Source organism: Alcanivorax sp., from assembly GCF_040119285.1.
GTDB lineage: Bacteria > Pseudomonadota > Gammaproteobacteria > Pseudomonadales > Alcanivoracaceae > Alcanivorax.
The window spans coordinates 71,425-86,163 of the sequence record NZ_JBEDTY010000003.1; the positions used below are offsets into that span (position 1 = coordinate 71,425).

At 55.7% G+C, this 14,739-nt stretch carries 15 protein-coding genes; 10 read left to right on the plus strand and 5 right to left on the minus strand.

The window, feature by feature from the left end:
* Positions 1 to 95: 95 nt before the first annotated feature.
* Positions 96 to 1,319 carry an NO-inducible flavohemoprotein gene (gene hmpA, locus ABNH10_RS00840; RefSeq protein WP_349384318.1) on the minus strand — a complete coding sequence of 408 codons (1,224 nt, stop codon included), beginning with the start codon at positions 1,317 to 1,319 and terminating at the stop codon, positions 96 to 98.
* 91 nt (positions 1,320 to 1,410) lie between these two features.
* On the opposite strand from hmpA, the gene ABNH10_RS00845 reads away from it, so the two are divergent.
* Entirely contained in the window at positions 1,411 to 1,842 is a 432-nt protein-coding gene (locus tag ABNH10_RS00845) for an Rrf2 family transcriptional regulator (protein ID WP_349384319.1), read from the plus strand.
* 148 nt (positions 1,843 to 1,990) lie between these two features.
* Here the strand turns inward: ABNH10_RS00845 and ABNH10_RS00850 are convergent, their stop codons facing one another.
* Entirely contained in the window at positions 1,991 to 2,425 is a 435-nt protein-coding gene (locus ABNH10_RS00850; protein WP_349384320.1) for a GreA/GreB family elongation factor, read from the minus strand.
* Between the two features lie 337 nt (positions 2,426 to 2,762).
* A complete protein-coding gene (locus ABNH10_RS00855; protein ID WP_035458816.1) occupies positions 2,763 to 3,602 on the minus strand; it encodes a LysR family transcriptional regulator in 840 nt (279 codons plus the stop codon).
* A 135-nt stretch (positions 3,603 to 3,737) separates the two neighbouring features.
* Between ABNH10_RS00855 and ABNH10_RS00860 the strand changes: the two genes are divergently transcribed.
* Genes ABNH10_RS00860 through ABNH10_RS00895 form a run of 8 tightly spaced genes read left to right on the plus strand, consistent with a single transcriptional unit; the run spans position 3,738 to position 10,004 of the window.
* Positions 3,738 to 5,468 carry a diflavin oxidoreductase gene (locus tag ABNH10_RS00860; protein ID WP_349384321.1) on the plus strand — a complete coding sequence of 577 codons (1,731 nt, stop codon included), beginning with the start codon at positions 3,738 to 3,740 and terminating at the stop codon, positions 5,466 to 5,468.
* Positions 5,469 to 5,482: 14 nt separating this feature from the next.
* Entirely contained in the window at positions 5,483 to 7,222 is a 1,740-nt protein-coding gene (locus ABNH10_RS00865) for an NADPH-dependent assimilatory sulfite reductase hemoprotein subunit (protein ID WP_349384322.1), read from the plus strand.
* 13 nt (positions 7,223 to 7,235) lie between these two features.
* Positions 7,236 to 7,562 (plus strand): DsrE family protein, encoded by a 327-nt coding sequence (locus ABNH10_RS00870; RefSeq protein WP_349384323.1) that lies wholly within the window; start codon positions 7,236 to 7,238, stop codon positions 7,560 to 7,562.
* Between the two features lie 15 nt (positions 7,563 to 7,577).
* Positions 7,578 to 7,991: a DsrE/DsrF/TusD sulfur relay family protein gene (locus ABNH10_RS00875; protein WP_349384324.1), complete on the plus strand. Its 414-nt coding sequence runs from the start codon at positions 7,578 to 7,580 to the stop codon at positions 7,989 to 7,991.
* A 3-nt stretch (positions 7,992 to 7,994) separates the two neighbouring features.
* The gene (locus ABNH10_RS00880) at positions 7,995 to 8,375 is read left to right on the plus strand and encodes a hypothetical protein (protein ID WP_349384325.1); all 381 of its coding nucleotides are present in this window, start codon (positions 7,995 to 7,997) and stop codon (positions 8,373 to 8,375) included.
* Positions 8,375 to 9,370: an NAD(P)H-dependent flavin oxidoreductase gene (locus ABNH10_RS00885; protein ID WP_349384326.1), complete on the plus strand. Its 996-nt coding sequence runs from the start codon at positions 8,375 to 8,377 to the stop codon at positions 9,368 to 9,370. Before ABNH10_RS00880 ends, ABNH10_RS00885 begins: the two co-directional genes overlap by 1 nt.
* 13 nt (positions 9,371 to 9,383) lie before the next feature.
* Positions 9,384 to 9,578: a hypothetical protein gene (locus ABNH10_RS00890; RefSeq protein ID WP_349384327.1), complete on the plus strand. Its 195-nt coding sequence runs from the start codon at positions 9,384 to 9,386 to the stop codon at positions 9,576 to 9,578.
* A gap of 51 nt (positions 9,579 to 9,629) precedes the next feature.
* Positions 9,630 to 10,004, plus strand: coding sequence for a DUF488 domain-containing protein (locus ABNH10_RS00895; protein WP_349384328.1), 375 nt, complete (start codon positions 9,630 to 9,632; stop codon positions 10,002 to 10,004).
* Positions 10,005 to 10,090: 86 nt separating this feature from the next.
* Here the strand turns inward: ABNH10_RS00895 and ABNH10_RS00900 are convergent, their stop codons facing one another.
* Both ABNH10_RS00900 and ABNH10_RS00905 read right to left on the minus strand, forming a co-directional pair.
* On the minus strand, positions 10,091 to 10,903 hold the full coding sequence (locus tag ABNH10_RS00900; protein WP_349384329.1) for a M23 family metallopeptidase: 813 nt from the start codon (positions 10,901 to 10,903) through the stop codon (positions 10,091 to 10,093).
* Positions 10,904 to 10,966: 63 nt separating this feature from the next.
* Entirely contained in the window at positions 10,967 to 12,553 is a 1,587-nt protein-coding gene (locus tag ABNH10_RS00905) for an HD domain-containing phosphohydrolase (protein ID WP_349384330.1), read from the minus strand.
* 248 nt (positions 12,554 to 12,801) lie between these two features.
* On the opposite strand from ABNH10_RS00905, the gene thrS reads away from it, so the two are divergent.
* Positions 12,802 to 14,718 (plus strand): threonine--tRNA ligase, encoded by a 1,917-nt coding sequence (thrS, locus tag ABNH10_RS00910; RefSeq protein WP_349384331.1) that lies wholly within the window; start codon positions 12,802 to 12,804, stop codon positions 14,716 to 14,718.
* Positions 14,719 to 14,739: the final 21 nt, after the last annotated feature.

The window sequence follows — 14,739 nt, forward strand, 5'->3', positions numbered from 1 at the left end:
CTCTTAAAAACAGCTGGCACTCGGGCAAGCGTGAATCCCCCCTACCGATTAAGCTGGCACAGCGGTTTTTCACGCTAATCCGAATAGCCCGCTATTTACGCCGCAATCCCTTCTGCCGGCCCAAAGAACTCATAATGGATATCGGCATCGTCCACGCCTTTATCCTGCAATGCCCCATACACCGCTTTGAGCATCGGCACCGGGCCGCAGAAATAATACTCTGCGCGGCGATCGCCCACCAACTGATCCAGCAGTGCGCGATCCAGAAAACCGGTGCTGTCAAAGCCACCCTTCGCATGGTCCTGCGCTGACGGCTCACTATAACGAACATGACAATGCAAGTTATCGTGGTTGTCCGCCAGCTGCTGCAGCTCTGCAGCAAAAGGCCGAACAGCACCATTCAGGGCACACTGGATAAAGATGACTTCACGACCCTGTTGGTGAGCCAGCGCCCCATGTAGCATCGAAAGCAGTGGCGTAATGCCTACCCCACCAGCAACCAGCACCAACGGCACGCCATCAGCATTCGCATCGGCCAGGGTAAATTCGCCACAGGGTGGCGCCACCTCGACAACATCACCTTCCTGAAGGTGCTCATGAACATAACCGGAGCACACCCCATCGGGCGCGTCGTTAGCGAGAGCCAGCTCCCGTTTCACACTAATTCGATAATGGGGTGCCCCCGGCGCACAGGACAGGCTGTAGTTACGCATTACCGGCAGCCCGCCCGGCGGCGTCACCCGCACGGTAATATACTGCCCGGGCTGGTGTGGCTGCAGAGCAGCCCCATCTTGGCGAGCGAGGTAAAGGGAAACAATAGTTTCACTTTCCTGCTCACGGCGGGCGACAACAAAGGGCTTGAAACCCTGCCATCCGAAAGTATCTTGCTGGTGCTGATACAGCGTCTCTTCACGACCAATAAAAATATCTGCCAGTGCACCGTAAGCCGCCGCCCAGGCATCAATAATTTCCGACGTTTCATCGATCTCCAGCACTTCCTGGATGGAAGCCAGCAGGTTTGCACCAACAATGGGATAGTGCTGTGGCTGGATCCCCAAAGAAACATGTTTCTGGGCAATCAACTCCACGGCATCCGCCAGTGCAGCCGGATTATCGACGTGCTGGGCATAGGCGCAGATAGCACCTGCCAGAGCGCGCTGTTGCGTCCCGTCCTGCTGATGAGCTGGATTAAAAAAAGCTCGCACCTCCGGGTTTTCCCGAAACATACGCGCATAGAAATGCCGGGTGAGCGTTTCTCCATTTTCCTGCAGCACAGGAACGGTTTGTTTAATAACAGCCAGTTGATTCTCGGTAAGCATGGCGTGACTCCTTGTTGACGACCAATAATGGGTATTTTACATACCTCTTTTAAAGAGGCATATTAGATACTCATTTTTTGCAGGTCAAGCCATGCAACTCACGACACATACGGACTACGCCCTGCGGTCTCTCATTTACCTCACCCTAAGGCGTGACGAGCACCCGACCACCATCCAGGAAATCGCCGATGCGTATCACATCTCCAACAACCACGTAGCCAAGGTCGCACAGACACTGGTGCAACTGGGCTATGTGCAGAGCTTAAGAGGCAGGAGCGGCGGCCTTGTAATGGCCAAACCTGCAAACGAGATAAATGTGGGGGAGCTGGTACGACAGACAGAAAACCTCAAGCTACTGGACTGTTTTGGCACAGAATCGTCCTGTCCAATAGACCCAGCCTGCAAACTGAAAAACGCACTGGGCAAAGCCCAAGCCGCCTTTCTTCAGACTCTGGATCAATACAATTTGGCAGACTTCACCGACAATAGCGATGAGCTTCGCATCCTGCTCAAACAAGTTTAAAGCAGGGCACTCAAGGCGCCCTGTCGCCATTATTTATTGGCTCTTTTTTCTCGTCGTTTCTCTTTTAGGGTTTTTTGCGGTTTTTTCTTCGTTTTTTCTTTACTCATAACGTTTTTCCTTCAAGTAGACTGCATACTTTTCGTATTCTTTACGGCAAACCGTGCAAAACAGAACCCTCCTTCTTCTCGTTAAAAACTCTACTTCCTGCTGGTTTTTTTACTTTCAACAAAAGATATCGGTGTCGATGACCGAGAAAATCCACATTGACCACCGCGCCAGGCAAGGACCCAAGCAAAGCCGCGCCCAGCGGGGAAAGCACAGAAAGATCTTTGTTATCCAGGGGCCTTTTTCCAGCTTCTGCCAAAATGAAAGACATCTGCTCTTCATCTTCAAAGCTGAATAAAAAAACGCGATCGCCTACCGCTGCCGCAGCAAGATCGCTCTCGACGCCACGCAACATCTCAATTTTCTCCATCACTTCCATGAGCCGAACCGGCGAAAGAAAGAACAGGTTTTTTTTTGCTAAATAGCGTTTTCCATAGCCATAGCGAGACAACGACAAACGCTTCATAAGCGCAGCCATAAACCGTTCACCAAATTAATAAGAAAAGAGGGGGGTATCGAACGATGTCGAAAACGGAAAATAAGCCGGACGGGTTCCGCCCGGCTTAAACCGGAAAGGTGGGGAGAAAATCCATCCAAAGAGAGAAAAGATAAAACACAACGGCGTTCCTACATTGAGCTTGAACCGAATATAGAAGCAACCATAGCCGGAATAATAAATATAGCAAGCCTCAAAAAAGAAAGCGGCGTTTTCATTATTGAGAAAATTATTTTCGCGAATTTTCACTTAAGAGCGGTTTCTCATAGAACGGCGCGCAGAAACACTATAATCCTCACACCCCAGCGCCATCTCACTGTTACCACTGCGGCTGATCATCCAGTGTGGTCTGCAACACAGAGAAGGCACTTTCCAGCTGCACGCTTTTTCTGGCACGGGAATACACCAGAAACACCGGGTAACTGAACTCGGGGGCGTCGGTTTCGCGAATCAGCGCCCCGTTTTCCAAATATGGCTGAGCAACACGGGTTCGGAAATAGCCACTACCCCCATTAGCCACCAGGTACTGAATCGCCAGCGGCCCCAAATCCATAGTCAGGCCGGCACGGGCCTTTTCCGGCAGCGCCACATCGTGTTGCTGGCGAAAATGCGCTCCCCAATCCACATATACATAGGGCTCCGCCGTGTGGGGGGTGCGGACCAGAATCAGTTTCTCTTCAAGCAACTGCTCCACCTGCATACCGGGCCAGTAATCCGGCTGATGAACCAGCACCGCATCCAGCACGCTCTGCTCCAGCCGCTCATGCAATGAACGGGGCTCGCCCACCTCAATACGCAAAGCCACATCCGGCAACACCTCCCGCAGCGCCGATAGCCAGTTGAGCAGCAGTGGATTCCACAGGCTGATCTCCGCCCCCAATGTCAGCACTGATTCAGCGCCCTGCGGTAACGGCAGCTCCCTGCGGGCAGCTTCCCAGGTCTGAACCAGCTGGCTGGCATGGCTGGCAAACCGCTCTCCGTGATCCGTCAGCGTCGCCCCGCTGCGGTTACGCACAAACAGCCGGCACCCCAGCTGCCCTTCCAGGTTCTGCACCCGCGCTGTAACGGTAGTTTGGGTTATGTGCAACCGATCCGCCGCTGCCATAAAGCTGCCGGTGCGAACGATTTCCAAAAAGGTACGGGCCAGATCAATATCCAATGGGGGCTCCTCACACAAGCTCAAACCAAACTTATATCAACATCTTCGATATTAAACTCTCTTATATTTCATTATTGCCTATAAAAAAGAGCCTTCATACTCATTGTCATGGTAATAACCGGAGCGCCCCCTTCCATGACGCCCCCGCAAACGACAACCCCCTTTTCCGCCCCTCAGTGGCAACAGGTTCAACAACTGCTAGGCCTATTGGATCAACGCCAAGCCCTCTGGCTCAGTGGCTACTTGGCTGCCGGCGCGCCGGCGGCCGCTCCACAGGCTGCCCCCACCCCAAGTAATGCCGTGCTTATCGCCTACGGTGGCGAAACCGGCAACAGTGAGAGCATCGCCCAAGTGCTGGCCGAACAGGCCCTCCAGCAAGGCATTCGCGTGGACGTGCAAGACTTAGCCAAATTGCGGATACGACAACTCAGCAAACGCAAACACCTATTGCTTATTTGCAGCACCCACGGCGATGGAGACCCTCCCGAACCCGTGGTGCCTTTTTACGACGCCTTGATGGCCGATAATGCACCGCGCCTGGAAGGCCTGCAGTTCTCGGTACTGGCACTGGGCGACAGCAGCTACGAGCACTTTTGTGTCACCGGCCAGCAGCTGGATGAGCGACTGGAAGCGCTGGGCGGCACGCGCTTGCACCCGCGTCAGGAGTGCGACGTAGACTTTGACGAACCCGCTGCCCGCTGGGGTAAAGCCGTACGCGAGCAGCTGCCCCGTAGCGATCAGCGTGGAGCCACATCCACGATAACGACTGCGCCCGCCCACTCCGCACTGACCTACAGCAAAAGGCATCCGCTCAGTGTCGAGGTACTGGAAAACCTAAACTTGAGCCACCCGCAGCGGACCACGCCGATCCATCATCTGGAGTTGGCACTGGAAACCCCGGATTTCACCCTTGCTCCCGGGGATGCGGTTGGGGTACTGGCCGACAACCCTCCGGCATTGGTCGCCGCCGTATTGGATGCCTGCCATCTATCCGGCGAAGCCCCGGTTACCCTTCAGGGCGAATCCATGCCATTAGTGCAAGCGCTCCGCCAGCATCAAGACCTGACCATCCCCAGCACCCGTTTTTTGGAACAGTGGGCGCAGCTGAGTAATAGCCCAATTCTGAAACAGCAATTGAAAGCCCCCAGCAAGGTACAGCGGCAATATTTGAAAACCGTCCAGGTACTGGATCTGCTACGTCTGGCGCCCGCCACACCGGACCCGCACGCCCTGGTCGATGCCCTGCGCCCGCTGCAACCGCGCTTGTACGATGTGGCCAACAGCCTGGAACACATCGACGATGAGCTGCACTTGAACGTGAAAGCGTATCGCTACGACATTGCCGGTCGGCAGGAAAGCGGCATTGCCTCCCAATACCTGCTCACTCTGGAACCCGGTGACACCGTGCGCATTTATCCGCACCGCAACGCCCGCTTCCATTTGCCCGATGACCCGCACATTCCGGTCATCCTGATTGCCGAGGGCACCGGCATCGCCCCCTACCGCGCCTTTATTCAAGCGCTGGCACAAACCCGCCCGAAGCAACCTTGCTGGTTGGTGTTTGCCGAACAACAGTTTGAGCAGGACTTCCTTTACCAAACCGAATTTCAGCAAGCCCGACAGGATGGCGTGCTCGATAAGGTCGATACCCTTTTCTACCAAGACCAACCGGGCAAAGCACTGGCCAGCTCATTACTGGAGCAGGCTGAGCGCCTGCAAGAGTGGATCAAATCCGGTGCCCATCTGTATTTCTGTGGCGACAAGCAACGCCTTACCGACTGTGAAAAATCCCTTTTCACGCTGTTTGACGCGGACACCTGGAAACAGCTGGGTAAAGACAAACGCTTGCACCGAAACCTGTATTAATTGCGAGGCAGACCATGACTGACCGAAGCTGCGATCTGAGCCAGCACATCAGCGAGCTGCACGCCAACGAGCAGCTCAAAGCCAACAGCCAATACCTGCGTGGCACCATTTCTGAAAGTCTGGAAAACGCCATCACCGGAGCCGTCTCCGGCGACGATTCCCTGCTGATGAAATTCCATGGTATTTACCAACAGGACGACCGCGACCTGCGCGCCGGTCGCGCCCGCCGCAAGCTGGAGCCCAATTACCAGTTCATGGTGCGCATGCGTATTCCCGGCGGCACCTTGAACAAAGCCCAGTGGCAAGGCATTGATCAGCTGTCGCGACGTTTTGCCGATCGCGGCATTCGCATTACCACGCGGCAAACCATTCAGCTTCATGGCATTCGAAAACCGTATTTGCGGGCGCTGATGCAAGGCATCCGGGATCTGGGATTGGACACCATTGCCGCCTGCGGCGATGACAGCCGTGGTGTGGTGTGTGGCAGCAATCCGTCGCAATCCGCCATCCATCAACAAGTGGCCAACCTGGCCCGAGAAACCAGCCAACGCTTGATTCCCAAAACCGGTGCTTACCCGCAAATTTGGTATCAGCAAGATCGCCCAGCCAAAGCCGACGAAGAGCCGCAATACGGACCGCTCTACTTGCCGAGAAAGTTCAAGGTGGGCTACGTGATTCCGCCCATCAATGACATTGATGTGTACGGCCAGGATCTGGGCCTGATTGCCATCGAGGAAAACCACGCACTGCAAGGTTTCAATATCTGTGTCGGTGGCGGCATGGGGCAACTGGATACTCGTGCAGACAGCTATCCCCGCGCCGCCGAAGTGCTCGGTTTCATCCCCCCTGATGAAGCCCCGGCTTTTGCTGAAACCGTCATGGGCATTCAGCGGGATTTCGGCGACCGTAAAGATCGCCACCGAGCTCGCTTCAAATACACCCTGGATCGCCTGGGCAACGGCTGGTTTTTGCAAGAACTGGCCCAGCGCCGCGGCGAGCCTCTCGCTCCAGCACGGCCTTTCACTCTGACCCAAAACGGTGATGCACTGGGCTGGCAGCAAGGTGACGACGGCCTGTGGACAGCAACACTGCATATTGAAAATGGCCGTGTCGATGGCGCCCTGCGAGATCAACTGGGAGGGTTTTTCCAGCAGTTCGGCGGACGTATCCGCATGACCACCAACCAGAACCTGCAGCTGACCCACGTGGAAGAACACGAACGGGAACAGATTAGCTGGCGACTGGACGATTTAGGTCTGAGCCACCGGCTCAAGCCCGACCTGCAAGCCGCCCATACGCTCAGTTGCGTAGCCTTCCCCACCTGCGGTTTGGCCATGGCCGAAGCGGAACGCTACATGCCAGACCTGCTTGATCTGTTTAATCGCCTCAAACAGCAGTACGGCCTCAGCCAAGTACCGATCACCTTGCGCGTAACCGGTTGCCCAAACGGGTGTGCTCGCCCTTATCTGGCAGAAATTGCCCTCACTGGCCGCGCTCCGGGACTCTACAACTTATACCTGGGCGGCAGTTTTAACGGCGACAGGCTCAACCGTCTGTACGCCAGCAACGTCAATGAACGCCTTTTCATTGACCTGATTGCTCCGTTGTTCGAAGCCTTTGCCCAGCAAAGAGAGGGTGGCGAATCGTTTGGTGACTTCCTCATTCGCAGTCAGCAACTCGATTGCGAACGTGATAACACCCCACTCAATAACAACCCGGCAGATGCGCACCCCATTGCCCTCCAGCCCCATTGAATCAGGAGTGACCATGTCCGATTACCTGTTTATCCAAAGCCAGGACCCGTTCACCGAGGTCCGCACCGAGCACCAGTTCGTCCTTGCCGGCCAACTCTACGATGCCGGCCATAACGTGCGCCTGCTACTGGTACAAAACGGGGTAACCCCGGCCCACAAAGGCGCGCGCAGTGTGCATTTCGACAAGCTATTGAAATGGGGCGTACCGGTGTTGGCCGATAATTTTTCTCTGAAACAACGGCAAATATTGGAGAAGGACCTGAAAGAAAACATTGCCAGCAGCAGTCTCGACACCGTTATCGACGCCCTGCTCGACGGCGAAAAAGTCATCTGGAATTGAGTCATTGGAGTCATCATGAGTAATAGCAAAACACTGACCTTTGCGTTCATGGATCCACCGTTCGAGAGTGAACGCACGGTAACATTTTTTCGACTGCTGGACGCCGCGCTGGAAAAAAACGCTAACGTTCGCGTGTTTGCCTACGAAGGTGCTGTCGCTCTGTCTTTTTCCAAACAAGCCCCCCATGGCAACGCCGTACACGGCCTCAACCGTGAAGAAGAAGCCCACCCGCTGAGTAAAGATTGGGTTGCCGCCTTGCAACAAAAAGCCACCGGCAAAGGACTGACCTTCGAATGGATCAACTGTGGGCTGTGTGTAGACGAACGCGGCGTTAACGACGTGATCGACGGCTGCGGGCGAGGCGGCCCACCGGATTTATGGCGCTACGCCAGCAAGGCCTTCAACACTCTCACCATTGGCACGAGGTAAGCCATGAAAGCCCTACAAGTTATTGATCAGGCATTTCGTACCACCACCGAAGAGCAGGACGACACCATTCTCTGGCTTACCCAATCCATGCGCGGTGCCGGTGGTCATTTAACCGTTCTACTCAGCGGTCATGCCGTGTATTACGCCACTCAGCACCAAACACAACCGGCCTTAACGATTGCCGGGTGGGCACAAACCCAACCCGCCAACCTACCGCGAGATATAGGTAACCTACTGCACAGTGGCGTGCCCGTTTTCGCGGTTACCGAAGACCTGGAAGAGCGAGGCCTGGATCGCCAAATCCTGCTCGACGGTGTACAGGCAGTCAGTCGCCAAGGCTTGGTCAACCTGTATGAAAGCGTGGATCAGATCTGGCAATGGTGATGCTTCCTAAGCCACTACGTACCCCTCTGCTGCATACCCTGGGCTGCGAACTGCCTATCATGCTGGCAGGCATGGGCGGCGTGTCTCGCCATCAATTGGCGGCGGCGGTAAACCAGGCGGGTGGCTTCGGCGTACTGGGCATGGTCCGTGAACCCGTGGAACGCATTCGCCAGGAAGTGGAAGCACTACGTGCCATCAACGATGGCCCGTTTGCGGTTAACCTGATTCCCGCCGCCACAGAACGGCGTCTGCTGATGGACCAGATTGCTACTTGCCTGGCACTAAAAGTAGACGCGTTTGTGTTCTTCTGGGATGTGGATACCGGCCTGGTGCAATACCTGAAACAAGAAGGCAAGCAGGTGATCTATCAGGTGGGCAACCAGCGCGATGCAGACTTGGCCCAATCCGCAGGCGCCGATGTCTTGATCGTGCAAGGGTACGAAGCCGGCGGCCATGTTCGTGGCACCACCGGCACCTTGTCATTACTCCCACAGGTCGTCGCCAATAGCGACGTACCGGTGGTGGCCTCCGGCGGTATCGCCAGCGGCGACGCCATGCTGGCGGCTTTCTCCATGGGCGCGCAGGGCGTCAGCCTGGGCAGCGCTTTCCTTGCCACCCATGAGGCCAATGCGCACTCGCACCATAAACAACGCATGGTTGATGCCCTCGCCGACGATACCGTTTACACCACGCGCTTTTCTCGTAACTGGCATGAACCCGCGCCGGTTCGCGTGCTCAGCAACGCCGTCACTCGGGGTGATTACGATCAAGCCGACCCGAATACCTGTATCGGCGAACAGGACGGGCAACCGATTTATCTATTCTCCACCGATTCACCGTTAACGGGCGCCCAGGGAAAACTCGACGACATGGCACTGTTCTGCGGCCAATCGTGCAGGCAGATCAACGCGATCACCAGTGTGCAGCAGCGCATCAATACACTGCTCGACGAGGTACATATTCGCATTGCCACGTTATACAGGGATTCACGCTGACCGGAGGTCTTCCATGTCACCACCGACCAGGCAAGAAACACCACAACGCGAACGTATTCGTCCGCTACCCAGCCTTGTTCTGCTTCTCGTCGTTACCGCATCCTTGTGGGGCGCGGTCTATATCCTCGCCCAATATGTTCACCCTCACGGCTCCAGTACTTGCCCGCAGCAATGCCTGGCCAGCAAACAACACCGTAACAAAACCTGATACCGTTACTTTAACCACAAGACAAACGCTATCCGACCAGGGAGGTCAGACATGTCTTCAAAGGAGATCAACATTCACTGCAAACGCGCCTACGAAAAGCCGACATCCAGTGATGGCTACCGGCTTCTCATCGACCGAATATGGCCACGAGGCGTCAGTAAAGAGGACCTAAAAATCGACGAATGGAACAAGGAATTAGCCCCTTCTGATGACTTGCGAAAATGGTTCGATCACGACCCTAAAAAGTGGGCCGCGTTTTATCAGAAATATCACCATGAATTACGAGAAAACATGCCGAAAGAAACACAGCAGGCATTACGAAAAAAAGCCAAAACCAGCGGCCTTACGCTAGTTTATGGTGCTAAAGACGAAGCTCACAACAATGCCGTAGCGCTCAAGATGTATCTGCAACAGTCGGATACGTGAGGGCACATTAGCGCGATATAATTGCCGTTATATTTTCTCAAAGCAAACACAACAATCACCATCTTTTCGCGCTAAAAACAGGTTTATTACTTCATTGGCGGCACAACAGTGACCGGGTCCAGCTTGACCTCGAACCAGTTCAGGCGCCAATCAAGATGTGGCCCGGTGGCACGACCAGACGCCCCCACTTTCGCCACCGGATCACCCTGCGTCACCGTCTGTCCTTTTTTCACCAACACTTCACTAAGATGAATCATGGTGGACGACACCCCGTAACCGTGGTCCATAATCAGGGTGCCGCCAGAGTAGTAGTTATTCTGCTGTACCAATGTCACCACCGCATCCGCTGGCGCCACCACCACGGTGCCCGAGGGCCGAGCCACATCCACACCATAATGCGGCCGGCCAGGCTTGCCGTTATAAACTCGCTGACTGCCGTACACTCCACTGATACGCCCGGTAAGAGGCCATTGAAAATCGCTCAGGAACGCAAGCAAGGCTGAGTTCGTATTCCGTGCTGTTTTTATCTCGGCCACCTCCAGGCGAATACGTTTTAGCACCGCCTCCGGTGGCGGCTCGACCGTGCGCTTGGGCACGCCCTCAATACGCTGAATCGCATATTCACGCTTATCCAGCGTCACGAGAACCTGTTGTCGTTCACCGTTTTTTTCCAGCATCAATGTCTGTTGAAGGTCTGCATCACGGCCGACACCAACAACGAAAAAACCCGCATCGGTGGTGCGCACTGCCCGATCGCCCAGCTTGACCGTCACCCCCTTATCCACCTGTCCACGCAGTAAGGAACCCTGAATACGCTGCCCTTCCAGCGACAACAACCAGTCGCTGGCCATGGCCAAGGAAGACAACAAACAAAGCACTACAAAAAAAAGAATACGCACAGGTAACCCCAAAGACTCATTGAGTAATTGTTATGTAAGAGCAACGATCCTACAGAACACCCGTCACAAAAACGCGCTGCCATCCTCAACATCCAACTGCACCGGGTCCAGATGCTTTTCGCCGTACAGGCGCCACACCCGTGAGCGGATAAAGAGCTGGTAAAGATCCGGGTCTAGGTGATCGTTGTTGCGCATGCGCTGCATGATCTCCAGCGCTTCGCTGAGTTTGAGCGGCGTTTTATAAGGCCGCTCCTTGGCGGTCAGTGCTTCGAATATGTCAGCGATGGCCATAATGCGGGCAGGAATCGACATCTGATCCCGGGTCAGGCCCAGCGGGAAGCCCGTACCATCCATTTTTTCATGGTGCCCGCCGGCATATTCCGGCACCCGTTGCAGTTTACGAGGAAAAGGCAGTGAGCCCAGCATATCCAAGGTCACATCCATGTGGCCGTTGATAATCTGTCGCTCTTCCGGTGTCAATGTGCCGCGAGGGATACATAGATTGTACACCTCATCGCCGCTGAGCAGCGGCTTTTCCTGCCCCCAGGCGTCAGTCCAGGTACGAGAGGCTATGTCTTTTACCCGCTGCTGATCCACCGCAGCCATGGCCTCACCACCACGGTTAATCCGCTCCAGAAAGGCGAGTTCCTCTGTCAGGGCGTCAATATCCTCTTCCATGCGCTGCCGACTGGCCGGCTCATCGTCTGGATTGAGCAGGCAGGCCTTTTCATAGCGAAACTGAATCTCCGCGCGCAAGCTCGCAAAACGGCTGGCCACTTCATTAATCCGGTCATGCAGGGTGTGTAGCTTGGTAGACTTGTCGAGCACCGAATCCGGGGTCGCCAACTTGCCACAATCGTGCAACCAGGCGGCCACATGCAGCTCGTACCAGCCATCTTCATCCAGTGTGAACTCGGGAAACGACGCCTGATCATCACAGGTCGCCTGGGCCAGCATTTCCGTAATCAGCGGTACGCGTTGGCAATGGGCACTGGTATGGGGGCTTTTCGCATCAATGGCCTGGGCCAGCACCTTGATAAAGGCGTCCAGCAGATCCTTTAGCTCCTGCACCTGGCTAAGGTTGCTCAAGGCAATGCCACCATAGGTCAGCAGCGACTGAAACATCAGATGACCATTTCCGCCCAGACGCTGCAGATTCCGTGGCACGGGCTTGCCATAAGCCAATTGCAGCACACCGGTAACCAGCCCTTCATGGTTATGCAATGGCCAGAGCTGGAGCCCTTTGGCCTCCGGGGCCAGTTCGGCAAGCAACCTCTGATCAACCTCGCCGAGGCGAGTTTGCGTCAACGCGACGGTGAGCGGCTCGCCGGCGGTAAAACACTGCTCTACAATACCTCCACCGCCATCCGCGTCATTGCCCAATGGGCGAAACCAGTGAGGTACCTCTTTTATTTCATCGCTTTCACCGGTGGAATCTCGGCACAGACAATTCAAGCCGGCCTGTGGCCGACTATCGGTATAGAGCCATACCCAGCCCGTATCCGCATCGCACAGGTAAAGCACTTCCTTGAGCAAGGCGCTCAACAACCGCGGCACATCCTTTTGTTCGCTCAGCTGCTGCGCCACTCGCAACAACCTCGGCAACTGCGCGTTATCGGCCATTTGTTGCGTTTGTGAGGGGGTGGTCATGGGCTATCCAGCTCCATCGGGTTCATCCTTGGACTCTCTTCTGTTATCTATCCCTACTCCCTACCGCCAAGCATAGGCGGGCGCCGGTAAACAGGCAAAACTCTATGCGACAGGCCATTTAAATCCCGTCAATCGCAATAGCGCTTGCTGAATCGGGCCTTGTTAATAGTCGCCGCACCTTGATGCGGAGGGCCTGATTGCCTACCATCTTTCGGTTCTGAGCCAACCACCTGGATCCCTTGTCACTCATGAGTGTGAGCTATCAACTGCCCGATGGGGCAAATATGGAGTTTGAGCAGCCGGTCTCCGCCTTGGAAATTGCCGGTCGCATCAGTAAAAAACTCGCCAAGCAAGCCTTGGCCGCCAAAGCCAACGGCAACCTGATCGACGTCTATCTGCCCATCGACGACGGCGCCACGGTGGAAATTATCACCCGGGAGACCGACGAAGCCCTAGAGCTGATTCGCCACGATGCCGCCCATGTTATGGCCCAAGCCGTGCAGGAGCTGTTCCCAGACACCCAGGTGACTATTGGCCCAACCATTGCCAACGGCTTCTATTATGACTTCCATCGGGACACTCCGTTCACGCCTGATGATCTGAAAACCATTGAAAAGCGCATGCTGGAAATTGTGCGCCGCAATGAGGAAATAAAACGTGAAGTCTGGGATCGCGATGAGGCTGTCGCTTTTTTCCTGGAAAAAGGCGAAGAATTCAAGGCCGAAATTATTCGCGACCTGCCCGCTGATCAGGAAGTCAGCCTCTATCGTCAGGGCGAGTTCATCGACCTGTGCCGTGGCCCGCACCTGCCCAGCACCAGCAAGCTGGGCGATGGCTTCAAACTGACTAAGGTGGCTGGCGCCTACTGGCGTGGCGATGCGGACAAGGCGCAACTGCAGCGCATCTACGGCACCGCCTGGCGCGACAAGAAAGAGTTGAACGCCTATCTCAAGCAGCTTGAAGAAGCGGAAAAGCGCGATCACCGCAAACTGGCCAAGGAAATGGGGCTGTTCCATATCCAGCAGGAAGCGGTGGGCAGCATGTTCTGGCACCCAAAAGGCTGGCGCATGCGCCAAAACCTGGAAAACTACATCCGCGGCAAGATGGAAAAAGGCGGCTATGAAGAAGTCTCCACTCCGCAAATGATGGACCGTATTCTCTGGGAACAATCCGGCCACTGGGACAAGTACGGCGAAGACATGTTCACCGTCTGCACCCACGACCACAAAGAAATGGCCGTCAAGCCGATGAACTGCCCCGGCCACGTACAGATCTTCAAACAGGGGATCACCAGCTACCGAGACTTGCCCATTCGCTTGGGAGAGTTCACCACCCTGTTCCGTAACGAAGCCCACGGCGCCCTACATGGCCTGATGCGAGCCCGCTCGTTCAGCCAGGACGATGCTCACATCTTCTGTACCGAAGAGCAGGTTAACGAAGAAACCGCCGGTTTCATCAAGATGCTGCGCGAAGTCTACGCAGATTTTGGATTCGACTCGTTCCGTATCAAATTCTCCGACCGTCCGGATAACCGCGCCGGCTCCGATGAAACCTGGGACAAAGCCGAAGGCGCACTGCGCTCTGCAGTGGAATCTCTGGGCCTGGAATGCGAACTGAACCCGGGTGAAGGCGCCTTCTATGGCCCGAAACTGGAATTCGTGTTGCGCGATGCCATTGGCCGTGACTGGCAATGCGGCACCCTGCAGGTCGACTTCGTGCTGCCCGATCGCCTGGATGCCGAATACGTGGCCGAGGACGGCTCCCGCCAGCGTCCGGTCATGTTGCACCGTGCTGTGCTGGGTTCCTTGGAACGCTTCCTTGGCATCCTGATCGAATCCACTGCCGGTCACCTGCCTCTGTGGCTGGCGCCGCGACCGGTGGCGGTTTGCACCATTACCAACTCCGCCGACGAGTATGCCACCACCGTGCAGCAGAAATTGGTTGCCGCCGGGGTACCGGCAGAGCTGGATATTCGTAACGAGAAGATCGGCTTCAAGGTCCGCGAGCACTCCCGCGCCAAAACCCCGCGTATCTGGGTAATCGGTGAACAGGAAGCGCAACACAACCAGGTCGCCATTCGTACCCTGGGCTCCCAAGCCACCGAAACCGTGGATCTGGACGAAGCCGTGGCGGCCCTGGCCGCAGCGACCCGTCTCCCGATCTGACCGGAGCCGCTGTAGGAGCCC

Excerpts from the sequence above, each read along its gene's own strand:
- hmpA (WP_349384318.1), bottom strand. The coding sequence starts at position 1,319 with ATGCTTACCGAGAATCAACTGGCTGTTATTAAACAAACCGTTCCTGTG.
- ABNH10_RS00905 (WP_349384330.1), bottom strand. The coding sequence starts at position 12,553 with ATGACCACCCCCTCACAAACGCAACAAATGGCCGATAACGCGCAGTTG.
- ABNH10_RS00860 (WP_349384321.1), top strand. The coding sequence starts at position 3,738 with ATGACGCCCCCGCAAACGACAACCCCCTTTTCCGCCCCTCAGTGGCAA.
- ABNH10_RS00885 (WP_349384326.1), top strand. The coding sequence starts at position 8,375 with ATGCTTCCTAAGCCACTACGTACCCCTCTGCTGCATACCCTGGGCTGC.
- ABNH10_RS00875 (WP_349384324.1), top strand. The coding sequence starts at position 7,578 with ATGAGTAATAGCAAAACACTGACCTTTGCGTTCATGGATCCACCGTTC.
- ABNH10_RS00890 (WP_349384327.1), top strand. The coding sequence starts at position 9,384 with ATGTCACCACCGACCAGGCAAGAAACACCACAACGCGAACGTATTCGT.
- ABNH10_RS00845 (WP_349384319.1), top strand. The coding sequence starts at position 1,411 with ATGCAACTCACGACACATACGGACTACGCCCTGCGGTCTCTCATTTAC.
- ABNH10_RS00895 (WP_349384328.1), top strand. The coding sequence starts at position 9,630 with ATGTCTTCAAAGGAGATCAACATTCACTGCAAACGCGCCTACGAAAAG.
- ABNH10_RS00870 (WP_349384323.1), top strand. The coding sequence starts at position 7,236 with ATGTCCGATTACCTGTTTATCCAAAGCCAGGACCCGTTCACCGAGGTC.
- ABNH10_RS00850 (WP_349384320.1), bottom strand. The coding sequence starts at position 2,425 with ATGGCTGCGCTTATGAAGCGTTTGTCGTTGTCTCGCTATGGCTATGGA.
- ABNH10_RS00865 (WP_349384322.1), top strand. The coding sequence starts at position 5,483 with ATGACTGACCGAAGCTGCGATCTGAGCCAGCACATCAGCGAGCTGCAC.
- ABNH10_RS00880 (WP_349384325.1), top strand. The coding sequence starts at position 7,995 with ATGAAAGCCCTACAAGTTATTGATCAGGCATTTCGTACCACCACCGAA.
- thrS (WP_349384331.1), top strand. The coding sequence starts at position 12,802 with ATGAGTGTGAGCTATCAACTGCCCGATGGGGCAAATATGGAGTTTGAG.